This is a genomic window from Nitrospira sp. (assembly GCA_030653545.1).
Lineage (GTDB): Bacteria > Nitrospirota > Nitrospiria > Nitrospirales > Nitrospiraceae > Nitrospira_D.
In genome coordinates, this window is record JAURZE010000025.1 from 160193 (window position 1) to 181785 (window position 21593).

At 58.3% G+C, this 21593-nt stretch carries 24 protein-coding genes, 2 tRNA genes and 1 riboswitch; of the genes, 13 read left to right on the forward strand and 13 right to left on the reverse strand.

The window, feature by feature from the left end:
* Positions 1 to 12 precede the first annotated feature (12 nt).
* The 6 genes from Q7U39_12475 to Q7U39_12500 form a co-directional block, all read right to left on the reverse strand.
* Positions 13 to 744, reverse strand: coding sequence for a glycosyltransferase family 2 protein (locus Q7U39_12475; GenBank protein MDO9118768.1), 732 nt, complete (start codon positions 742 to 744; stop codon positions 13 to 15).
* A gap of 72 nt (positions 745 to 816) precedes the next feature.
* Positions 817 to 1989 (reverse strand): MFS transporter, encoded by a 1173-nt coding sequence (locus Q7U39_12480; protein ID MDO9118769.1) that lies wholly within the window; start codon positions 1987 to 1989, stop codon positions 817 to 819.
* Positions 1989 to 2411, reverse strand: coding sequence for a universal stress protein (locus Q7U39_12485; GenBank protein MDO9118770.1), 423 nt, complete (start codon positions 2409 to 2411; stop codon positions 1989 to 1991). Before Q7U39_12485 ends, Q7U39_12480 begins: the two co-directional genes overlap by 1 nt.
* Positions 2412 to 2413: 2 nt before the next feature.
* Entirely contained in the window at positions 2414 to 3622 is a 1209-nt protein-coding gene (locus Q7U39_12490; GenBank protein ID MDO9118771.1) for a cation:proton antiporter, read from the reverse strand.
* 20 nt (positions 3623 to 3642) lie between these two features.
* Positions 3643 to 5325 carry an ABC transporter ATP-binding protein gene (locus Q7U39_12495; GenBank protein ID MDO9118772.1) on the reverse strand — a complete coding sequence of 561 codons (1683 nt, stop codon included), beginning with the start codon at positions 5323 to 5325 and terminating at the stop codon, positions 3643 to 3645.
* A 19-nt stretch (positions 5326 to 5344) separates the two neighbouring features.
* Positions 5345 to 5415, reverse strand: a riboswitch (Fluoride riboswitch).
* A gap of 56 nt (positions 5416 to 5471) precedes the next feature.
* Positions 5472 to 6020, reverse strand: a complete 549-nt coding sequence (locus Q7U39_12500) for a hypothetical protein (protein MDO9118773.1) — start codon at positions 6018 to 6020, stop codon at positions 5472 to 5474.
* 219 nt (positions 6021 to 6239) lie between these two features.
* Between Q7U39_12500 and Q7U39_12505 the strand changes: the two genes are divergently transcribed.
* The 7 genes from Q7U39_12505 to Q7U39_12535 all read left to right on the forward strand — a co-directional run bounded on the left by Q7U39_12505 (position 6240) and on the right by Q7U39_12535 (position 13736).
* Positions 6240 to 7655 carry an SAM-dependent methyltransferase gene (locus tag Q7U39_12505; protein MDO9118774.1) on the forward strand — a complete coding sequence of 472 codons (1416 nt, stop codon included), beginning with the start codon at positions 6240 to 6242 and terminating at the stop codon, positions 7653 to 7655.
* A 392-nt stretch (positions 7656 to 8047) separates the two neighbouring features.
* Positions 8048 to 8326 carry a twin-arginine translocase TatA/TatE family subunit gene (tatA, locus tag Q7U39_12510; protein MDO9118775.1) on the forward strand — a complete coding sequence of 93 codons (279 nt, stop codon included), beginning with the start codon at positions 8048 to 8050 and terminating at the stop codon, positions 8324 to 8326.
* 110 nt (positions 8327 to 8436) lie between these two features.
* The gene (gene tatA / locus Q7U39_12515) at positions 8437 to 8736 is read left to right on the forward strand and encodes a twin-arginine translocase TatA/TatE family subunit (protein ID MDO9118776.1); all 300 of its coding nucleotides are present in this window, start codon (positions 8437 to 8439) and stop codon (positions 8734 to 8736) included.
* Between the two features lie 306 nt (positions 8737 to 9042).
* Positions 9043 to 10725 (forward strand): alginate export family protein, encoded by a 1683-nt coding sequence (locus Q7U39_12520; protein ID MDO9118777.1) that lies wholly within the window; start codon positions 9043 to 9045, stop codon positions 10723 to 10725.
* A gap of 517 nt (positions 10726 to 11242) precedes the next feature.
* Positions 11243 to 11449, forward strand: a complete 207-nt coding sequence (locus Q7U39_12525) for a type II toxin-antitoxin system HicB family antitoxin (protein MDO9118778.1) — start codon at positions 11243 to 11245, stop codon at positions 11447 to 11449.
* Positions 11449 to 11670: a type II toxin-antitoxin system HicA family toxin gene (locus Q7U39_12530; protein ID MDO9118779.1), complete on the forward strand. Its 222-nt coding sequence runs from the start codon at positions 11449 to 11451 to the stop codon at positions 11668 to 11670. Before Q7U39_12525 ends, Q7U39_12530 begins: the two co-directional genes overlap by 1 nt.
* Positions 11671 to 11879: 209 nt before the next feature.
* On the forward strand, positions 11880 to 13736 hold the full coding sequence (locus Q7U39_12535) for an ATP-dependent DNA helicase RecQ (GenBank protein MDO9118780.1): 1857 nt from the start codon (positions 11880 to 11882) through the stop codon (positions 13734 to 13736).
* Between the two features lie 105 nt (positions 13737 to 13841).
* On the opposite strand, the gene Q7U39_12540 is transcribed toward Q7U39_12535, so the two are convergent.
* The 3 genes from Q7U39_12540 to Q7U39_12550 are packed head-to-tail and all read right to left on the reverse strand — an operon-like array spanning position 13842 to position 15672.
* Entirely contained in the window at positions 13842 to 14201 is a 360-nt protein-coding gene (locus Q7U39_12540) for a four helix bundle protein (protein ID MDO9118781.1), read from the reverse strand.
* A 48-nt stretch (positions 14202 to 14249) separates the two neighbouring features.
* Positions 14250 to 14867 carry a bifunctional phosphoserine phosphatase/homoserine phosphotransferase ThrH gene (gene thrH, locus Q7U39_12545; protein MDO9118782.1) on the reverse strand — a complete coding sequence of 206 codons (618 nt, stop codon included), beginning with the start codon at positions 14865 to 14867 and terminating at the stop codon, positions 14250 to 14252.
* A 31-nt stretch (positions 14868 to 14898) separates the two neighbouring features.
* Positions 14899 to 15672, reverse strand: a complete 774-nt coding sequence (locus Q7U39_12550; protein MDO9118783.1) for a YkgJ family cysteine cluster protein — start codon at positions 15670 to 15672, stop codon at positions 14899 to 14901.
* Between the two features lie 43 nt (positions 15673 to 15715).
* Between Q7U39_12550 and Q7U39_12555 the strand changes: the two genes are divergently transcribed.
* The gene (locus Q7U39_12555; protein ID MDO9118784.1) at positions 15716 to 16174 is read left to right on the forward strand and encodes a hypothetical protein; all 459 of its coding nucleotides are present in this window, start codon (positions 15716 to 15718) and stop codon (positions 16172 to 16174) included.
* A 56-nt stretch (positions 16175 to 16230) separates the two neighbouring features.
* Here Q7U39_12555 and Q7U39_12560 read toward each other — a convergent pair whose 3' ends face one another.
* Entirely contained in the window at positions 16231 to 17046 is an 816-nt protein-coding gene (locus tag Q7U39_12560) for a YdcF family protein (protein ID MDO9118785.1), read from the reverse strand.
* 110 nt (positions 17047 to 17156) lie between these two features.
* On the opposite strand from Q7U39_12560, the gene Q7U39_12565 reads away from it, so the two are divergent.
* A complete protein-coding gene (locus Q7U39_12565; GenBank protein ID MDO9118786.1) occupies positions 17157 to 17603 on the forward strand; it encodes an EVE domain-containing protein in 447 nt (148 codons plus the stop codon).
* 12 nt (positions 17604 to 17615) lie between these two features.
* On the opposite strand, the gene Q7U39_12570 is transcribed toward Q7U39_12565, so the two are convergent.
* Positions 17616 to 17864 (reverse strand): ImmA/IrrE family metallo-endopeptidase, encoded by a 249-nt coding sequence (locus Q7U39_12570; GenBank protein MDO9118787.1) that lies wholly within the window; start codon positions 17862 to 17864, stop codon positions 17616 to 17618.
* 230 nt (positions 17865 to 18094) lie between these two features.
* Here Q7U39_12570 and ricT point away from each other — a divergent pair, with 230 nt between their 5' ends.
* The 4 genes from ricT to Q7U39_12590 all read left to right on the forward strand — a co-directional run bounded on the left by ricT (position 18095) and on the right by Q7U39_12590 (position 21253).
* Positions 18095 to 18850, forward strand: coding sequence for a regulatory iron-sulfur-containing complex subunit RicT (ricT, locus tag Q7U39_12575; protein MDO9118788.1), 756 nt, complete (start codon positions 18095 to 18097; stop codon positions 18848 to 18850).
* Between the two features lie 306 nt (positions 18851 to 19156).
* Positions 19157 to 19675: a DUF1264 domain-containing protein gene (locus Q7U39_12580; GenBank protein MDO9118789.1), complete on the forward strand. Its 519-nt coding sequence runs from the start codon at positions 19157 to 19159 to the stop codon at positions 19673 to 19675.
* Positions 19676 to 19773: 98 nt separating this feature from the next.
* Complete coding sequence (locus tag Q7U39_12585) at positions 19774 to 20232, forward strand: cytochrome c (protein ID MDO9118790.1); 459 nt, start codon at positions 19774 to 19776, stop codon at positions 20230 to 20232.
* Positions 20195 to 21253 carry a hypothetical protein gene (locus Q7U39_12590; protein MDO9118791.1) on the forward strand — a complete coding sequence of 353 codons (1059 nt, stop codon included), beginning with the start codon at positions 20195 to 20197 and terminating at the stop codon, positions 21251 to 21253. Before Q7U39_12585 ends, Q7U39_12590 begins: the two co-directional genes overlap by 38 nt.
* Positions 21254 to 21363: 110 nt before the next feature.
* Here the strand turns inward: Q7U39_12590 and Q7U39_12595 are convergent.
* Positions 21364 to 21439, reverse strand: a tRNA-Lys gene (locus Q7U39_12595).
* 61 nt (positions 21440 to 21500) lie between these two features.
* Positions 21501 to 21577: transfer RNA gene (locus Q7U39_12600), tRNA-Arg, on the reverse strand.
* Between the last annotated feature and the right edge of the window lie 16 nt (positions 21578 to 21593).

A 21593-nucleotide genomic window follows, 5' to 3' on the forward strand; every position in this document is an offset into this window, starting at 1 on the left:
GGGAGCCGCGCGTTAGTGACGTAGCGTATACCGTAAACAGCGATGTTGCATCCAGCGCACGGCGATCAGGTCGTAGAGGCTCTTGAAGAGCCGGTTGCCGACGCCGTATTTGGAAATCCCATGTGCCCGGGGATGGTGGCTGACCGGTATTTCGGTGACGGTGAAGCCGTGCATGAGGGCTAAGGCCGGAAAAAACCGGTGCATGCCGGTGAAGAGCTGCAGCTTGTCCACGACGGCGCGCCGGAAAATTTTCAGGGAGCAGCCGGTGTCGTGCACGCGGTCGCCGGTCACGGCGCTGCGCACGGCATTCGCGATGCGCGAGGACAGTTTTCTGACGAGATTGTCGTTGCGGCTGGTGCGCCATCCGCACACCAGATCGAATTGCCGGAGCAGGGGCAGCATTTTGTCGATGTCGGCCGGATCGTTTTGCAGATCGCCGTCCAGCGTAATGACCAGGTCGCCGGTGGAATGTTTGAATCCGGCGTCGAAGGCGGAGGATTGTCCGTAGTTCCGGTCGAAGTGCAGCACGCGGACCGCCGGATAGGTTTGTTGGAGCTGATCCAGCAATTCGCTGCTGCCGTCGCTGCTGCCATCGTCGACGTACACCAGCTCAAACGGCGCGGTTTTGGATTCTTCGCGAGTCGAGAGGACTTTGAGCACCCGTTCGGTAAGCGGGGTGAGGTTGTCGCGTTCATCCTTGATGGGAATGACGACAGAGGCCCATGGGCGAGGTGATGGGCTCATGAGGCTCGGCGCGATCTTGATAAGGGTGGCAACATCGTCACGCCGGCATTCTAACGAATGGTCCGGAGACCGTCAAACGCCGACGGGTGAGCGGTTTTCTGCCAACCACGCGAAGGCCGAGCCTGAAAGCAAGGCCATGGTTGCGCCGAATATGAAAGGAGCCGCCGGTCCGATGGAATCCCATAGCAGCCCGGCGATGAGGCTTGCAGGTAAGATGGCCAGGCCGACCACCATGTGATAGAGGCCGAACCCGGTGGCTTGCTGGTCTGCGCTGATCAAGGTGGAAAGATAGGCACGCTGCACTCCGTCTGTCAGGCCCATGTATAGACCATAGCCGATGAAAAGCGCAGCAATTTGCCAGATGTGTGTCACCAGAGCAAACCCTGCGTACACCATGGCGAACAGCGCAAATCCAGACAGAATCATCTTCTTCGGTCCAATTCGATCGGCCAGCATTCCGGCAGGCACCGACAGCAGGGCATAGGTGATGTTGAACGCAAGGTAGAGCCCTGAAATCCAGGCCGGACTCACTCCCACCTGCTCGGCCCTGAGGATCATAAATACGTTGCTGGAATTGCCGAGGGAGAACAAGCCGATGACTAGCAGGAATTTCAGAAGACGCGGGTCGAGCCCATGAAGCGACCACTCGAGCGGCGGCCGAGTTGAGGGAGCCGGACCATCGGAATTGATGAACCAGACGATCAGTGCAACGGCTACCACGCCGGGCACGATGGACAGCCAGAAGACAAGGCGATAGTCTGCCACCCAGACGGACAGAATGACGAGGGCCAGGGCCGGGCCTACCACTGCTCCCGCCGTATCCAGCGCCCGGTGGAAGCCGAAGGCCAGCCCCAGCCGCTCCGGCGGAGTCGAGGCCGCGATGATCGCATCGCGCGGGGCAGTCCTGATGCCCTTGCCGACGCGGTCGGTAAAACGGGCCGCTAGCACCATTCCCCATCCTGGGGCGAGCGCCAGAAGCGGACGAGAAGCGGTCGAGATCCCGTAGCCCAGCCCCATTAAGAGCTTGGTTTTACCGAAGCGATCGGCCACCACACCGGAAAACAGTTTGAGCAGGCTCGCGGCTGCTTCGGCAATGCCCTCGATGAGCCCGACAACGGATTTGCTCGCGCCTAACGATGAGGTGAGAAACAGCGGCACGAGGGGATACACCATCTCCGAACTGACGTCCATGAAGAAGCTGACCCATCCGGCGATCCACACATTGCGCGGGATCGATCGTCGCATCACTTCACGACCAACACCGTGCAAGGGGACAAGCGCACGAGATTCTGCGACGTACCGCCCCAGATGCGGCCGAAGATATTGGAATGTCCGGTAAAGCCGACGACCAGGAGATCGAAGCTCCCGTCTTTGGCAAACTTCGTGATGGCCTCCACGGGATGCCCGGGCACGACGTGCGACGCGAGTGTGACTCCCTGGGCGGCCGCCGCCGCTTCCGCATCCTGCGTGACGCGGTGGAAGAATACCCGGGCCTCCTCCTTCGCTTCGTCCAGTTCGCCCATCAGCGCGCCGTAGCGAGGCAAGCGCTCCTCGATGGAAATTTCATGCAACTCTGCGCCATCGCGCTTCGCGAGAGCCAGCGCCGTCTGCAGCGCGTTCTTCGCACCGTCGGAACCGTCATTGCCTACCAGAATTTTTCGAAACATGCTCAGGCCTCCGTCGATGATGGTGAACTGTGACGTGAGGGGGGTGCACCCGACGTCGTCTGTCCTTCCGGTCTCTGTTCCGGCCATCGTTCTTCGGCAGGCTTGCCGCCCGGGTCGAACCATCGCTCGGCGATCAGTGTGGGGATAATCGCCGTCAGGATCACCACGGTCACCAGTGTCGCGTATTGCTCGCGGGTGATCAGATGATGTTCGAGTCCGAATAGCGACGAAATCGTCCCGAAGGTCAGGCCTGTTGCCATCAGCAGCGTGGTGTACAGGCCTTCCTTCGGGTGGAATCGAAACAGGCGAGTGAGCGGCCAGACACTGACGAGTTTGGCGGCCGTATTGACGGCGAAGAACAGGCCGATCAACGCCGTGGTCACGAGTACGGCCTTAAGACTGACCAGTACGCCGGCCTTGAGAAAATAGAAGGGGGTCAAAATCGTCAGGGCGATGGTCCGCAACCGGTGTGCTAGGCCCTTGTTGGCGAGAAAGATCGGGGCCAGCACGAGGCCGACGAGATAGGCGGGGAGGACCGCCTCGCTTTGTGCTGCGCTCGCCAGGGCGCCGAGGGCGAAGAGAATCAGCAGCACGAACTTGAGCTCCGGCTCACTGATCCGCTTGCCGACCCGGTTGAAAAACCAGCGGGTGATGCCGGGCAATTGCCAGAGGGTGACCGCCGTCACCGCCAGAAACGCCACCATCCACCAGTCGTATCGGGCGAAGAGGAGGCCAAGCGCGACGACTGATCCCAGATCGGTCACAAAACAGGCGGCGAGAATGATCTTGCCCAATTCGAGTTCATTGTGCCCACGCTCGACGAGCACGGTATAGACCACGGCAACGGAGGTGGCGCAGAGGGCGATGCCCGCGATCTGCGAGGCTTCCAGCGACCACCCGGCCCCCCAATAGGCCACGGCCATCACGCTGAGGCAGGGCACCAGAAACGAGGCGAGGCCGATCCCGAGTGTCTCCTTCCACTTATTCTTCATGACATCAAGGTCGATCTCGGCGCCGGCGAGGAACGTCAGGACGACGCTGCCGAATCCGGCCAGCGACAGGATCCATGAGGTCGGCTGAATGCCGAATACGTTGCCGCCGGCAATGCCGACGCAGATTTCCACCAGCGCGACGGAGACGCCGATGCGCACGGAGATGAGTGACGCCAGCAAGGCCATCCCCATCCAAACGGCTGCGGTCTCCCAGGTCATGCCCGTCGCTCCATCGTGAATTACGCGACCGTCACGCGGCGGTCGACATAGGTGGCAAACGTCGGATCGTTGGTGACGAAGATGACCGACCAGGGTTCGTCCTTGGAGCAGAGCCGGCGCAAAATCGTTTCGCGTAGCGTGGGAATCATATTGTGCAGGGTGCCGTCGATGATCAGGACATGCGGCCGGATCACAATGGCGCGGGCGAGCAGAAGGCGCAGCGTTTGGCTCAACGTGAACTGATCGCGGTGGCCCGTCACCTGCGTGGCCAGGCCGTCGGGAAAGTGATCGATCTCGTCATCCAGCTCCACGAAATGGAGCGCCCACAGAATATCGTCATGGGAGATGGCAGGGCGGCCCAGCGTCAGATTGTCCTCAATCGTCCCTTCGAGCAACGTGGGCTGTGAGTCGAGCATCAAGCCGCGATAGGGGTCAATCGACTCCAGGCTCACCTCGACCAGATTCATATCGTTATAACGCACCACGCCGCCGGTGGGCGGGAGCAGGCCGGCTAGGACCTTGGCCACGGCAGTTTTCTGCACATTGGACTGGCAGAGCAGAGCGATCTTTTCCCCGGCGACGACGTCCAGATCGAGATGCTCGAACAGCGGGGTCGAGTTCGGATGGGCGAAGGAAAGATTGCGTGCGGCGATCGAGACCCCCTCCAGCCCGAAGTGTCCCACGGGGACGATGGCTTTGGCGCCGTGCGTATCCTGGGGGAGTGAAAAAAACGCATTCATCTCGCGGAACGAGACGAAGGCGAAAAACATGTGGACCATGCGGCGCGCCAGGGTGTCCATGTTCAGGAGCAGCTGTCCCGCCAGCAGTTCCGCTGCGGCGAACTGGCCTACTGTGAGCTGGCCGGTTGAAACGAGCATGCCGGCCGTGGCGATCATGCCGGTGTGGCCGACGACTTGCCAGAGTGCCGCCGCCTTATACTGGCGGCCGGTCAGTAGGTCGGAGCGGCGTTGCCGCACGCGGGCATAGGCCTTCGTCAACGCATCGGTTTTCTGCATGAGGTAGGGGCTATGTCCGGCGGCGCGCAGGTGCGGGAGATTGGCGGCGATATTCTGCATCCAGTGGTAGATCTCATAGTTCAGCCGCGACATTTCGAGTGTGATCAAGAAGCCGCCCCGCCCGAACAAGGTGAGCAGGACGACGAAACCGGTGACCAGGGTGACGTTGTAGAGCAGAAAATAGGGGTGGAACAAGACCAGCATGGTCATGCCGATGCTTCCGACGACGGCGACGTTGAAGAGATCCGCCACCATGGCGACCAGGGCGCGGGTCAGCAGATCGGCTTCGGAAAAACGATGCGCATGTTGCGGGAGAAAGGACTCTTCCCGAAGCCGCGGCAGAGTCTCAGTAAAGGCGATGGCAATGCGGGTGTAGATGCGTTGTTGCAAGGTTTCCACCGCCCGTGCCTGCAAGATGCGGAAGGCGGCCGCACCCGTGAGGGCGCACCCTACGACAAGCGCCAAGGTGAAGATCATGGAGGGCTGTACGGCGAAGGAAAAAGTGCTGACCAGTTCCTGCACGGCAATCGGGACGCACAATAGGAACATCCCGATGGCCACGGCATAGGAGGCGATGATGCCGAGCATCTTGCGCTCAAGCCGGATCAGCAACCCCAATTGAGTCAGGATGTCGTCGAGGATGTTGCGGAGTTGATACTGAGGAAATGCGGGATCCGGTGCGGCCATGAACGAAGCTCCTACCAGAGGGTGCGTAGGAGTTATCAGCCTGGGTAGAGACCGCAGGCGGTTCCGGTGAACCCCATCACCGTAAGGAATCTATCTATGCTTATATACGCCTGCAGTCTGGCCGTCAATCGAAGGGCGGCTATATGTCACTTCCCGGCGACGACCGTAAAACGCATCGTACCGATCAGACTCATCTCGCTCACCTGTTCGCCGGCGTGAATTTCGACTTTGTAGCGGCCCGGTGTCCACTGTTCTTTCGGCGGGAGCAGTTTCAAATACCCGCTCTCATCTTCCAGGGCCATGTGCATGGCGTCTTCGCTGACGATCGTGTCCGGTTCGATGCCCGCAATCCCTTCGGGAAAGCATCGGCCGAATACTTTGAAGGCTTGATAGTGCTGATGGAGTGCGAAGACGATAAAGATGGCCGGCGCATCGGCGACAAATCGCTCGGTCGGTTTGACCGGGACAATTTCGTGGGTCTGGCGAAAGCCCAGTTCCTCTTCAAACCCCTCGGCCATGGTGATGGAGCGGAACATTCCCTGCGGGGGCGCGTCGAAGTCGTACGGTTTGGCATCTTCCGGACGATTCTGAAACTCAGGTATAGGGAGATTCTTTGTGATCGGCAGTTCCCCGGCCCAGATGGAGGCTGGCCCAGCGATCAGGGCAGCAAGGACAATGAAAAGGAGCCGGCTCATATGCAAGGTCTGGTACACCCCCTGCGGAGTGAGAGTCAAGGGGAACCCGCGCAGAGCACGGGTGCTATCAGCAGTTAGCTATCAGTTTCGGAGCGAATAATAGAGTCAACTCGGACGGTGGTTCACTCTGGCTGATCGCTGAGGGCTCTTGATTCCCCGATTGCGGCTCTTTCGAGCCGTCTGCTACAATCCTCCTTCTTTACCAAGGACTGGAACCACATGAACACCTTACAAGACGCCGACGCATTGCCGCAGTTGATCGGGGACTATAAGCCGCTGGATCAGTGGCAGGCTCATCTCAATACGCTCTTCTATCGCCTCCGCGGCGACCAGTTGCGGACCTATTACCAGACGTTTGCGTCGGCAGACTATCGGTTGGCGCATGCGTTGGCTGCGGATTATTTCGAGAAGGTGACGAAACGGGAGAAGGCCACAGGGGCCGCGACCACTCCACTCATCGTGCATGAATGGGGACCGGGGAACGGCAATCTGGCTGCCTGTTTCTTAAGCCACCTGAAGGCGATCGATAAAGCCGGGCAGGTCTATTCGCGAGTCAAGTACGTCCTGGTGGATTGGGAGCAATCGGTCCTGGATCGTGCGCTGTCGCATCCGGACCTCGCGCCGCACAAAGATCGCGTCGAGGCTCAGCTGGCCACCGTCGATCATGTGTCCGGGGCCGCGGATCAATCGGTCGATCGGATTATCTGCAACGAGTTGTGGAACGACTTGCCCACCAAGCTCATGGCGAAGAACGCCGGCGAGATTGAGGAAGAATTTCTCCGCCCCAACCTCAGCGAATCGCTCCATGCCACCATTCAGGACTGGTCGGGATTCGTCCGGGCTTTCGAGGGCAAAGACATCGAGACGCTCAAGACTTTCCCTCCCTTCCTCGACGATCTGGTCTGGGAGAAGGAATATCGGAAGGTGGAGTGGAAAGATGTGCCCTATCGCAAGACGATCACCGAATTTCTGAAGACGATCGATGAGCAAGTGCTCGTCCCGATCAACTTGGGGGCCTTTGCGACGGTGAAGGAAGCCAAGCGATTGCTGGCGCCGGGCGCGATCGGCTTTAGCGCCTTCGATGCTGGCACGGCGGATATGCAGGTGCTCAACGATCCGGACAAGCCCTGCTACGGCCAGTTCGGCGGACAGTACAGTTTCATGATCAATTTCGCCTTGGTCGAAGCGATCGCGAAACATCTGGGGTTGGGCGGGATCACCATCGAGCCGCAGCGGGAATTCGTCGGCCGGTCGTTGAATACGAATGTCATCACGCTCATGGACCTCCTCGCGACCCATCCGTCGGCCGGACCGAAGATGCAAGCGTGGGAGCAGGATCGGCTGGTGCTGAAGACGATCAAGGCGTTGAACGAATCCTACGAAAGCCCCTATAGCCGCATGTTGGAGTTCCCATTGCAGAAGAACATGCCGATGGAGGAGCGGGAAACCTTGAACGGGATGCTCCTCTCGCTCAAGCGCACCGGCGTGCCTGACACAGTCGCCTACCTGACCGAAGAAGAATTATTGGCAACGGCGCGCGATTTGGAAGCGGTCGGCTACGACCCCGATACGCTGAATGTGGCGCTCACGGCTCCTCCCAGCCCGATTGAGTATCATCACTTCACATGTAAGTAAGACGCCGTGCTAGTTTTCTTCTGCCCCTCCTTCGTAAGGAGGGGCCAGGGGAGGTCGAGTCTTTCGGTTGCAGTGATGACTGCGCACGCTCTCCATCTCCCAGGGTGGCCGGAGCATCTCTACCCCTCCTCGCCTCCCCTTACAAAGGGGAGGAAGAAGAGTGAGCCTCATGGATTGTGCTTCTTGGATTAACTCGTAGCGCTCTCGTTCCCGTCTCTTCCTTCCTTCCCTCCCGCCTCTCTCCTAGAGCCTGTTCCCTGAGTTTTTCCTTGACTTGCTATTGAGTTTTCTATAGCCTTCCCCGCGATTTAGGTATCTCTCCCATCTTTCGTACTGGATCGGGGGAGTGCAGACGAAACTGGACAGACGGCGCACGTTACACGAGGTAATACATGTTTGGCTCCTTCGGCTGGATGGAATTGATGCTGATCTTGATCATCGTGTTGATCATTTTCGGCGCAGGCAAATTGCCGCAACTGGGCGAGGGACTGGGTAAAGCGATCAAGGGATTTAAAAAGTCGGTCCATGAAGCCGATGCGATTGATGTGACGCCGGGCGATCAGCCGCCGGTGGCGCCGCCGCAAGTGCAGGCGCAAGTGATGGGTCAGCCGGAAGCGGTGCCGCCGCCGGCCGCGCCGGTCGCACAGCCGGGACAGACGAAGCAGGGATAACGCAGACGGAACGGGTGACGAGTCACGCGTGACGGGCATGGTGAGAAAAAACGGATTAACCAGAAATAGACGCGTCCCCGGTCACCAGTCACGCGTCACAGGTTTCCCAGATGTTTGGATTAGGCGCCGGCGAAGTCTTAATTATCCTGGTGATTGCGTTTCTGTTGTTCGGGCCCAAGCAGTTGCCTGAAGTCGGGCGGCAGGTCGGGAAGGCCGTCAAAGGCTTCAAGGAGACGGCGGAAGATCTGCGGAAGTCGGTGGAGCCTGAGATCAACATGATTCAGCAGGAAGTGAAGATGGTCGAGCAGGATTTCCAGGCGTCGATGAAAGAAGCGGAAGAGGAAATCAACGCGGCCGGCAAACAGGCAGAGGACGGGACCAAGTCCATCAGCCAATCCGGGCAGGCGTAAGCAAAGGGCAAGGGGACGGAATCCTTTCAGGGAAGGAGGTGGCGGGAAGCGCTGCGCCGGACTGAAAGTGAGATTTTTGAAGGCAGAATTCCGAATTCTTGGTAGAAACAGACTGAGCGGAACCGAAAAGAACGAGTGCCTAATGGTTGTGGAGCAGCAGAGTCGAGTCAAGGACGTCGTCGTAGTGGAAGTAGTTGGATCTCAAGTCGGCAGCCTGTCTGCGGGAGTGGAGCCAACAGGGGCTGTTATCCAATTCACAGGAGGAACGCTATGAGAAGCATCCAAGGACGGACAAGGTTGGCCGGTATGGCCACCTTCTTCAGCGCGGCCGTAATGGCAGCGGGCATGTCGGTCACGGCAGTCCCGGCCCAAGCGGCATTTGAGCTGCCGGAAGGCGAGAAGATCACGAATCTTCCAGCCATCCCCCGTGCAATTCCGCAAAAGGAAGGGTACGAACTCTACGATCCGAAGATCGGGAAGAACTTCGATCTCAAGAATTTCTGGATGCGCGCGGATGTCCGCGTGCGGCCGGAAATGCGTAACGCATCATGCTTCGGCAGCACGTTTCAAGGAGCTGGAAATTGTAATACGTTTGCGCAAGCTAATGCGGGCACGAGAAATCAGGGTAGAGCCAACGACTCCTATGTGCAGCAGTGGGTGCGTTTGGGTATCGGCTATGACCTCTCGCCGGACGTGAATTTCTACATGGAAATTATTGACTCGGCGACGTGGGGTGGCAACGGCACGTTTGCGGGTACGAACGGTGCGGCCGGCATTGATGCGCTCAACCATAATGGAGCTAATGCCAACGGTGGTGGTAATGGCGGTCGCTTGGGTGTTCGCGCTGCCTACATGTTGGTTCGGAACTTTGCCGGAGTCCAAGGCCTCAGCTTGAAGGCCGGTCGGCAATACGTGATCTTCGGAAACCATTCATTGTTCGGCCACTTCGATTGGGCTAACACCGGTTATTCTCATGACGGTGTGATGTTGCAATACAGCACCAAGTCGATCGACACCTACTTGGGCTGGTTCAAGACCTCGGAGAGTGACCTTGGCCAGGCTGCGGCGGTTGGCAGCTTGGGAAATAACCTCGGCATTGCTGGGGCTGCTGCCACGAATAGTGCCTCAGCCGATGGTGACATGATCATTTTCTACAACCAGATTAAATCTGTCCCAGGCTTCTTGATCGAACCCTATTACATTTTCTATCGGAATGGTTTGGGTTCTGGACAAGTGGGCACTGATGCAACTTTTGGGCAGGGAGCGCCGAAGCATGCGAACCAGGTTCGCCATACGGTGGGTAACCGGATTGAAATGCGCAAGGGTAACTTTGACGCGATCAACGAGACGGTCTTCCAGTTCGGTCGGATGGGCGACAGTGGTAACGGTAACGCGTTGGCCGGCGGAGCAGGCGGTTGCGGTGGCAGCGGCCGTTGCTTAAGCATTAATGCCTTTGCGACCAGAAACTGGATCGGCTACACGGCCTATGAAACTGCCTGGAAGCCGCGGTTGGCCTTCAACTTCGACTATGCCTCAGGCGACGGTCGCAACAATTGCGGTCAAGGCGCTTCCCCTACGGCCTGCAAAACGGCCAACACGTTTGAAAACTTCTTCCCGACCAACCACATCCACATGGGTTACATGGATGTCCAAGCCTGGAAGAACATGATGAGCCCCTCGGTGAACTTCCAAGCTCGCCCGAGCAAGGACGACCACATCGAGTTGTGGTACACCAACCTGAACCTCGCGAGTGCCCAGGACAACTGGTATCGCGGAGCGCAGGGCGCCTATGTGTTTTCACGGACAGGCAACACCAAGAAGCACATCGGAGACGAAATCGACTTCTCCTGGACCCATATGATGATGGACGGCAAGCTCGCCTTCCAAGCCACCTATGGGTACATGTTTGCCGGTTCGTACATCGAACAGAACCTGGGCACCAGCACCAATCAACAGTGGGGCTACGTCCAGCTCTGGATGAACTTCTAAGAGAAGTGGTAGAACATTTGCTCGTGACGCGCTGATCCGCGCCACGTAGTCAATCCAAGAAGCCCCGCGGGGAGATCCCCCGCGGGGCTTCTGCTTTCCGGGGACTGGCTCCGCGCCTCTCGGTGCCTGTCCCTGTCAGATTTTCTAAACCGAACGTCCCCCTCCTTCGTAAGGAGGGGCTAGGGGAGGTCGAGATTTGCGCCAGCTGTGCCGGGCAGGTGAGTTCACATTGGCGCAGCATCCCGAGAATCTCTACCCCTCCTCCCCTCGCTCGACTGAGCTTGTCGAAGGCCCCTTACAAAAATGGAGGAATGGGAGAACGCAGTCAGCTCTCGCTGTCAGCGATCAGCCAGAGGGAACCGGTCTTCCGATTGTCCGAATCTTCATCCCCAAGCTGAGAGCTTATGGCTGACAGCTAAGGACTGGCTCTACGGCCGAGTTGCTTGTCATGGACCAATGCGTGCAGTACACTTGCCTCTACGAGAAAGACCCGCGCTGCCTTCACGAAGCAGGAGGAATGAAAATGAAGCTCCATGTGGTGATCGAACAGGATGAAGCCGGATATTATGTTGCCGAGGTTCCGGCCTTGCCAGGTTGTCTTTCGCAGGGCAAGACGCATGCAGAAGCACTTGCCAATGTAAAAGAGGCGGTCGCTGGCTGGCTTGAGACGATGGAAGCCAAGACTGAACTCGACTTGAATCAAAGCATTGAGGTCATGGTCTGATGGGTGGATCTCTCCGGCTCTGTTCAGGGGCCGAGGCGGTTCAGAAATTTCGACGTGCCGGATGGACGGTCTCGCGACAGCGCGGTTCCCATGTGATGATGGTCAAATCCGGCTATGAATACACTCTGTCCATTCCACAACATGAAGAACTCGGCCCAGGTCTGCTCAGAAAACTCATTCGCCAGGCGGGGATTTCTGTAGAACAGTTTAACGATCTCTGACATCTCTCCCACTTATCTACCCCTCCCGCCTCCCCTTACAAAGGGGAGGGAAAATGAGCGTCGATCGGAGTGCCCACTCCCAAATCCGAAAGCTGATGACTGTTTTCCCCGCAGGCTCTTAGCTGCCGACCGCTTGTTCAGGTCTAACGGCTCGTCTATACTTCGCCCGTACCAACATCTAACTCGATCATCATTTTTATACGCACACCTTGTACGATCTACAAAAGCAGCTTCGACAGCAGTTTGGTCTTGCCCAGTTCAGGCCCGGCCAAGAAGACGTGATGCGGGCGGTGATAGCCCGTCGCGATGCGATGGTGGTCATGCCGACCGGCCAGGGGAAATCACTCTGTTATCAACTTCCGGCAACCCTCTTGCCTGGGTTGACCCTCGTGGTGTCTCCACTCATTGCCTTGATGCAGGATCAAGTCGAGAGTCTGAAACAGCGCAAGATATCCGCGGCGGCCTTTCATTCCGGTCTGACTGAACAGCAACGAGACAAGGTCATCCAGGGGCTCCATCTTCAAAGTCTTAAACTTCTCTATGTAGCGCCGGAACGGATTCAACACGAAGGATTTCTGCGCCTGGTTCGGAAATGCCTGGTGTCGCTCCTGGTCGTCGACGAAGCGCACTGCATCTCCCAATGGGGGCATGATTTCAGACCTGACTATATGAAGCTCGGGCGTCTACGTCAGGAGCTCAACAATCCGCCCTGTTTGGCGTTGACGGCCACGGCGACGACGCGGGTGCAGGCCGACATTTGCGAACGGTTGACCCTGCGCGATCCGTTGCCCGTGGTGACGGGATTCCGGCGGGAAAATTTGGCCTTGTCCGTCCGGCTCTGTTCGTCGCTTGGGGAGAAGCTGACGGAATTGGATCGGCTGGTTCGAAAATGCGAAGCGGGGACCATTGTGATTTATGGAGCCACCCGCCGGACGGTGGAGGAAGTCGCGAGCTGGCTCGGGCAAACCCATCCGTCTGTCGGGTACTACCATGCCGGGCTTTCCGATGAGGAGCGGCGACTCGTCCATGATGATTTTCGCCAGGGGCAGCTCCGCATTCTCGTGGCGACCAACGCGTTCGGCATGGGCATCGATAAGGCGGACGTGCGTTTGGTCGTGCATATCGATATTCCGGGAAGCATCGAAGCCTACTACCAGGAGGCGGGCCGCGCCGGGCGCGACGGGTTGCCGGCTGCTTGTGTGCTGTTGTTTCATGAGCGGGATCTCAATACGCAGGAATATTTCATTCAGCAGGCGGCGAAAGATCCGGCGAGTGGAGAACGTGCGGCTCGCATGCGGACGTTGCTTCGCGACATGCTGGCCTATGTGTCGGTTCGTACCTGCCGCCAGCTGGCGATTCTGGATTACTTCAGCGATGCCGAGGAGCGGGCCATGGGGCCTTGCGGCCTCTGCGATCGCTGCGTGAGCGAGGTGCATGAAGCGTCCGCATCTCTTCAGGATGAAGCGGCCTGTGCCAGGGCTGTGCTGCAGACGGTGGCCTGGTGTGATGGGCGATTCGGGGTGACTCGCGTTGTGGAGATTCTTCGCGGCAGCCAATCGAAGGCGATCCTGTCGCAAGGAGCCGAGCGGTGTGAGAGTTATGGCTTCTGTCGGGACTCTTCAAAAACGACTGTCACGCATGCGGTGAAAGATCTGATTGATTCGGGCTATCTGGCGGTGATTGGTCAGGAGTATCCCTTGCTTGACCTGACGCGCCTGGGCCGCGAGGTGCTGAACGGGACCCGTGCCCTCGACGCAGGGCAGGCGGCCGGGGGCGCGATCGGTGCACGATCGACACAGGCGGCGGCTGAACGGCGACCGTCTCGCGCGATTGAACTCGCCGCCCCGGGTGATCCGCAGCTCTATGAGCGGCTCCGCCGGCTCAGAACGGCATTGGCGGAAGAGGAGGGCGTGGCGCCGTTCGTCATCTTTCATGACAAAACCTTGCGCACGATTGCCAGCCATAAGCCCGTAACCCAGGCGGCTTTGCTGGAAATCCCCGGCATCGGCGACGCGAAAGTCGAGCGCTACGGCCGTCGGGTGTTGGAGATAGTGAACGGAGAGTAAGAACGCTGTCAGCTTTCAGCCGTCAGCTCTCAGCTCCAGACCGGGAGAAGCAGCTGTTGATCCCAGTTGTTTCTGGTTGATTGCTGAATACCAAAGCGCTGTCCATTAGCTTTCAGCCGTCAGTTTTTGAATGAGAGCGGTCAGCATTCGTTTGACCTCCGCTACCTGTTTGGCTAGATCATGGCTCGTGGGCTTGTTAATGTAGGACAGGTCAGTTGAAAGGATAATGTGGTACTCAAGCTCGCTAGCTGATCCAAGGGATATTCTCAAAAATCTGGCTAACTCCGGCTCGCCACTTCTTCCGCAGCCTTCGGCAATGTTCGCCGGTATTGATGCTGCTGAACGTCTCATCTGACTAGTAAGCCCAAATAACTCCCGACCTGGGAATGAAGCTGTGGCTTTGTAGACTGCCAAGGTCAACTCGTGAGACTTTTCCCAGACTTTGAGCTTCTTGAAGTCCCGCATCGGCTTTGTTCTGTTTTCAGCTGAAGGCTGATTGCTGATGGCTGAACGCTACTTCAGATTCCCCGCCTTCGCAAACTTCTCTTGCAGTTCGCTATAGGTCTGGGTCACCGGAAACTGCGGGAATTCTTTCGGCAGATGATCGGGCGGCCGGAAGAAGAATCCGGCGTCGGCTTCGCCCAGCATGGCGGTGTCGTTGTAGGCGTCGCCGGCGGCCATGGTGAAGAAGTTCAACGACTTGAAGGCGGCGACGGAATGTTTTTTCTGATTCGGCATCCGCATGTGGTGCGCCGCGATGCGGCCGCTTCCGTCGATTTCAAGCTGGTTGCAGAACAGCGTGGGATAGCCCAACTGCCGCATGAGCGGCAACGCGAATTGATAGAAGGTGTCCGAGAGAATAATCACTTGGCAGCGCTCACGTAACCAGGTGACGAATGCCGGCGCTCCTTCCAGCGGCCCCATCTTATCGATCACGCTCTGAATGTCGGCGATGGTCAACTTGTGCTCATCGAGAATGGCGAGCCGCCGCTTCATCAGCTTGTCATAATCCGGCATCTCTCTCGTCGTGATCTTGAGTTCTTCGATTCCGGTCTTGAGCGCCACATTGATCCAGATTTCCGGCACGAGCACGCCTTCCAAATCCAAGCAGGCAATCACAGGCTTCTGCATTCGAGCTTCTCCTTTACGGTGGTGTGTCAGGTCATTCCTTCTGTTGAAACGCCTGGCTGAGGAACCGCCAGACTTTGTCGAGCGCGCGATCGAGGATGTGGGTGCCCTGCCAGCGCGGCTGATTCTCCTGCTCATGACGGGCGGCCCAATCGAGCGCGGTCGCGAGGGGGATCAGCGTCGGCGGTTGCTCCGTCAGTTCGCCCCACAAGAGACTCAGGACCGGCCCGATCCGCACCGGAACCGGCAAGGCATCAATGGGATGTTCCGCCGGGTCTTGGCACCACTCGGCCGGTGAGGTCACCAGCAATTCGCGGCAGGCTGCCGGCCGGTGCTCGTAGATGGTGCAGATGTCCTGATCGAGAAATGCGCATGGGAGCCGCAGCGCATAATAGGCGCGATTGATCGGCTCCAGCGCCGTGTCGTCAGGCGGCTTCGTTGATTCACCCATCTCGATCAAATTATTCCAGAGTCCGCGGGCCAGCAGGGCCGTCCGCGTGACGGCCAACCGCTGAGTCAGGCGGGTCTGTTCGGCTTCCGGCAAGGTCTGCACATAGGCGCGCAGCGCAAAGGCTTCGGGGGCTGAGACCGGCACGAGCATGCGGCAACAGGCGGCGCAGCCTTTCTGGCATGAGATGGCACGTCCCGCCTCGCGGCTTCGGCGCTCTTCCAGGGCCTGGGCTTCTTCTCCCAGCCGCCGCATCATCGGCACGATCGCCGAGACCGGCACGAAGCCAGTGGGCACATCGACCGCACTGGTGAGTTGTCCCGCCGGGGTGTTCAGAGAGATGTCGTATCGTTCGGTCATCGGGTCTCTATGTTGTCGAGTGGTTTGCATCATAGAGAAGCATTTGGCGCAGGGTCAACCGGAACGCGTCCTTGCTCCTCCTCCACGGAATGCCGATAATGGCGGCATGCTTTCTGGTCATGTGATCGGTTTGTTGAAAGAGTATATGCAGGATCTGGTGGAGCAGGCCCGGCAGGAGACCTTGGCTCAGGAACGGTTTGGCTTTTCCGCCTCTGCCTATTGGCCTGACCATGCCATTTCGGATCTGTTGGCGCTCCTTGATGATCGCATCGAGTCTGAAGGGATGCAGGTCGGGTTGCCCGAGGGCTTTCTTCATGACATGTGGGGGCTTTGCAATGAGGCGAGCACATTTTTGACCGATCGAGTCTATGTCGAGAGCAATGTAGGATCCGAAGCCGGGAGTAAAGCGAGAACCAGAGAGCTGACGTATCGTGCGCTGCTGGCGTTTATTGAGGATCGGGGGCGGGCCTTGTCGCAGGGTGAGGGGGGAGCTGAGGGATGAGTCGACTCCTCAAGTGCCGTTCGTTTCTGGCTTTTGTCGAAACGGGGGTGCGGCTTTCAGAGCTTTCCCGCGAGCCGGTAGACGGCGATGCCGGCGAGTTCCTCGATCGCTTCTGATACTTCCCGGAAGGCCCATGTGGCGGGAAGCACATCGAAAATGGAGAGGGTGTCCCAGCCATCCGTGACCCGGTTTCTTGCATGAAATCCGCAAGGGAAGGGGATGACGTCGAATCCTTGCGCGCGGAATAGCGCCGCCGCTCTTGGCATATGGGTTGCGGAGGTGACCAGGATTATCGATGTGCGGTCGCCGAGGAGCGTTTTCGTTCTTGTGGCATTTTCGTAGGTTGTCCGGGCCTGGTCTTCTGTGATGATAGCGGTTGCGGGGACTCCGAGGCGGGTGGCAAATTCTTTCAGGACCGTCGCCTCGGCCGGCCCTGCCCCAAATACGCGGGCGTCTCCGCCGGTCACAAGCAGCGATGGGGCGATGCCATGACGGTAGAGATCGGCGCCGCAGACCGTTTGCCGCATGGATTCTTCCGTCAGTTCGACCCCGGGGCGTAGCGAGCCGGCGTCTCGCAGTCCGCCACCCAACACCACGATGGTGCCGTTCGCGATTGGCCCCGGAAGGCCTGACTGAAGGTGTTCGCCTTCCAGCGCGGCTACAAGCACGTGCGCAGTCAGTGGAGACGTGAGGATGAGGAGCAGGGTGACCAGAGCCATAGCGCTCAGGCGGAGGCGGCGCTGTCGTACGGAGGAGAAGGGAAGCCAGGCGAAGAGCAGGACCAGTCCCGAGAGACCGAGGATCCAGGTCAGGGGATAGACACCATACTTGACGAGCTTATAGAGGCCGAAGAAAAATGGGGTCAGTTCCATCGACGTTCCTTAGGGATGAGGGGGGTCGCTAGGACGTGCAGCATAGCAGTCGTGGGAGATTTGACCAAGAGAGGATGTCAGGGATGTCGCACCCAAGGCAATATTGGCTGATGAAATCAGAACCGTTGGTGTTTTCGATCGAGGACCTGGCGCGGGCGCCGAAGCGCACGACCTCGTGGGATGGGGTACGGAACTACCAAGCCAGAAATTTCATGCGGGCGATGCAGCCGGGCGATCAGGTGTTCTTCTACCACAGTAACGCGAATCCTCCGGCTATCGTGGGAATCGCGGAGGTCACGGCTACGGCGTATCCCGATCCGACCCAGTTCGAGCGGCGCCACAAGCATTTCGATCCTGCCAGCGATCCCAAGGCACCCCGGTGGGACATGGTCGACATCCGCTATGTCCGGACCTTTGATGCGCCGATTTCTCTCGACTCCCTGCGAATGGAGAGGGCGCTCGCGGGGATGGCGTTGTTGCAGAAAGGTTCTCGATTGTCGGTTCAGCCGGTCACGAAAGGGGAGTGGGAATACATTCTGAAGCTGGCCAACGGGTGATTCTGCCTGGCCTCAGGTGCTCGCCTTTCCTTCGTCGAGATGTCGATGTTGCCAGTCCAGCCAGGCATGTCCGAGTTCGTGCGCGAGGATATAGCGGCGCCTGGTCATCGGGAGGCGCTTTCGAATATAAATCGTTCTGTTGTCGTCATCCCAGATGCCATCGGCGTTGGCATCGCGCTTATCCATTTCAGTATCCGTCAGCTGGCGGATTGAAATTTGATAGCCGAAGGGGAGGACGACTCTCGTCGGAATTCGTATCATGCGAGAACGGCTCCTTTATCAGTCCACAGTATCGGGGGAATTGCATTTCACTCATTCAGCCGAGTCGACTCTAGTACATTACCACAAAGCCTCAGTGCGACGATGCTCTAATATATTATCCATATCAATGGCTTAGGAGAGTTTTTGGTGCTGGGAATCGCAACGGCAGTTTAGCGCGACCGCCTCTTCGCCGGTTTCCCTTCAGGGTGAACTCGTGTATCATGCGAGCCATGAATCAGGTCACAATCGACGAGATGGTAAAGGCCTACCCCCAATCGGTCCGGTTGACCGAAGTGAAGATCCGGGATCGCGGGGAGGTCAAAAAGCTTGACGCCGGGGATTTGCCTTTGCGGGTCGGCGACCGTGTGTTGCTCGAAGCCGACGGCGAAGTGACCTACGGTGTGGTGTACACCGCGCCTTACGCGACTCCGTTTATTCCGCCCATGCGCGTATTGAAGCCGATTCTGCGCAAGGCAAACGGGGAAGATGCTGCGCTCGTGTCACGGCTTGAGCGGCTCTCTCACGAGGCCATGGCGTATTGCCGGGCGAAGGCCAGTGAGATGAAGCTTCGGTTGAAGCTGGTCGAGGTCTATGGCGCGCTCCAGCGCCGGCAACTGACCTTCGTATATACCGCAGACGATCGTATCGATTTCCGCGAGCTCGTGCGTGACCTGGCCAGGCGTTTTGGCGGCCGGATCGAAATGCGCCAGGTAGGTGTCCGGGAGGAAGCCCGGCGACTCGGCGGACTCGATACATGCGGACTGGTACTCTGTTGCACCAGCTTTCTGACAGAGGTCAAGCCGGTGACCGTGAAGCAGGCGAGAACAATGGGGCTGCAGGTCGAAGATCCCCGGCTGCTCGGCGTCTGCGGACGATTGAAATGTTGCCTCATGTTCGAGATGATGGATGCGCAGGGTGCCGTCTCTCAGCCGGCCCAGAAACTCATCACTCCCTCGCGATCGACCCCGCCCGTTCGATCTTCCTAGGACTAGACTCTTCTGCGTAAGCCAACAACTCGTTTCCGGGTTGTCTCTAGCGGACTTGCTCTATTTTGCTCTATCTGACCCTTGTCGATTGTGATAAATCACGCGCACGAGTGTGCAGGATTTTCTGCAGCGATTTTCAGCTGTTCCGCGCATCAGGTCATGCAAACTGGCCTGGAGCTTCGGGCGATAGTTTTTCGAATCCTTTTCTGTCGATTCCGCTCTCAGTAGGGTGAACGCTCAAGGAGGATCAGTAGGTCGCATCCGTGTTGTGCCATATTCCAACCCCAAATCAGGAGGTCGCAAGTGATGAAAAAAGGATTGTTAGTCATGATTGCGGTGACGGCCATCGGCTGTGCCGGAGTGGCGCCGCAGAAGGCGATAAGCGGGGAACCGAAGTCGCCGGTTGAAGGGTTCGACATCCATGTACAGGCTCCTCATTTGATGGCAAACGGGGAACCGGGCGGACCGTTCCATCACTATTGCAAAGGCATATCGGACAAGATTCTTCAATGTCTTCTGTTCGACTCCACAGATCCCAAGGCGAAGCTCGTCGCGATTGAGTATTTCGTCTCAAAAGATCTGACCAGAAAGTTGCCAGCCATCCAGTGGCACCGTCATTTCCACGATCATAAGGTCGAGATTGCCACGGGCCGCGTGCAGATTCTCGACATGCCGGCCGATCAAGCCGCGAAGGTGGCCGAAGTGGCCGCCGGGACCGATGGCGTGATCTATCATCTGTGGCAGCATGGGCTGGAATTCCCGGACGGCACGGTGAGCTTCCCGCAGTCACTCGGGCACAAGTTCCCTGGGCATTCAGACAAGTAGACGATCGTTGATCGGGCCAGCCCCGTCCTTGTTGATGTGGGCTGGCCCCCTCACGTTTTTTCACTGCATAGGCCGGATTCCATCGCTGAGGGGGTGCCATGATGGCGCAGGGTTGTCGACATTGGGTGTTGCTGGGTCTGTCTATCATGGTCATGATCGGACAAGCTCCCGCGGTGGCGTCCGCCACTGAGGCGGCGGTGCTCAAGCCCCGGGTGCCGGCCGATAAGATTGATGAGGCCAGAACATGGATCAATCCGTTTGAAGCGACGCCTGAGAATATCGACAAGGGGCGGGCCTTGTTTCAGGGCAAGGCGTTTTGCGTGACCTGTCATGGGAAAGAGGGGAAGGGGTTGGGTGATATTCCTGGCCTTGTCGGCAAGCTCCCGCGCAATTTCACCGACAAGATTTGGCAGGCCGCCCGCACGGACGGTGAGCTCATCTGGATTCTCAAGAATGGGAGCCCGGGGACCGATATGGCTTCATTTGTTCCCCTGGTTCTCACCGAAGAAGAAGCCTGGCATGTCCTGCTGTATGTGCGATCCTTCGGGCAGCCCTAATCTGATCGGTATGGCCCGGCCGTATTCCCGCTATCTGTTCTTCAGCGCAGTCCTTCTCCTTGCCTTGATGAGTCTTCCCGGCCGCGCCCTAGCGGAATGGTCTGCCATCGCTGAGACCAAAGTGCTCTACACTGACAATGTGTTTGAACTTTCCTCCTCGCGGCGTCTGGCGCTGGCTGAAGACCCCAGTCAGCCGACGGTCGTGTCCGTCAAGAAGGCCGGCGATGTGGTGTGGGAACCGTCGATCGATCTACGCCACCGCTCGCGCCCGACGAATCTCGGCGATACGGAGGTGTCGCTAAAAGCCGCGGGTTTCGTCTTCACGGACAATCCGATTTTCAATCACGGTAATTACCGTATACAGGTGAAGCAGGCGCTGGATGCCGATACCTCCATCCTGATCCGGTACCGGTTTGTCCCGAATCTGTTTCTCGGCCCCAATACGGAGCGCCGGACCGGCCTCCGTCTTCCGGAAGAAGAGCGGGTGACCTCACATATTTGGCGAGTGCAGGTGGAACGACGGCTGTCGGAGTCGTTGATCGGGACGCTGGTTGCCCGGTATGGCCTGCGACAATTTAACGACGTCTTTGCCGAGCGCGATACCGCCTTCTGGAGCGCCGGGCCACAGGTGGAGTGGCTGGTGATGTCGCGGGTCACGCTCAGTCTGGCCTATTTGTTTGAACAGGGCCTGGCCGATGGCCGCGAGCAGACCCAATTCAGAGACGACGTTTCCTACCGCCAGCACTTTACGTCGATTGGCGCCACGGTTCAGATCGCCGAACCGCTTTCATTCATGGTGGGGTATGCCTATCGGCGCAAGGAATTTACGAGTGAGATTGCGGGTGATTCGAATCGAGGAGTTGTGGACACGACTCACCAAGGCTCTGCCGAGTTTCAATACCGCCTCTCACCTGCTGCCATCATGACACTGGGCGTGCAGCGATCGCAGCGCGTATCGAACGTGACCTCCCGAGAATTTTTCAATACCAATACCTCCCTGGGGATCCAGTATCGCTTCTAGGGGGCAAGGTGAGAGCTATAGCGGGCATGGGTGACCATTTCCCGCCGTGCCTGGCGGCTTTGTCAGCATGAGGCTCTAATAGAATGATTGGAGAAGACTGCGGAGTGTTTTGGTGGGCCGTGTAGGGGTCGAACCTACGGCCCGCTGATTAAGAGTCAGCTGCTCTACCAACTGAGCTAACGGCCCACCTAGGAATGTGCGATGCGAAGGTCTTTGTGCAGTCGTGATCCTTGTCTGTGCTTGCTGATGGTGCGCCTGACAGGATTTGAACCTGTGGCCCTCAGCTCCGGAGGCTGATGCTCTATCCAGCTGAGCTACAGGCGCTCCCGTAAGCAAGGAC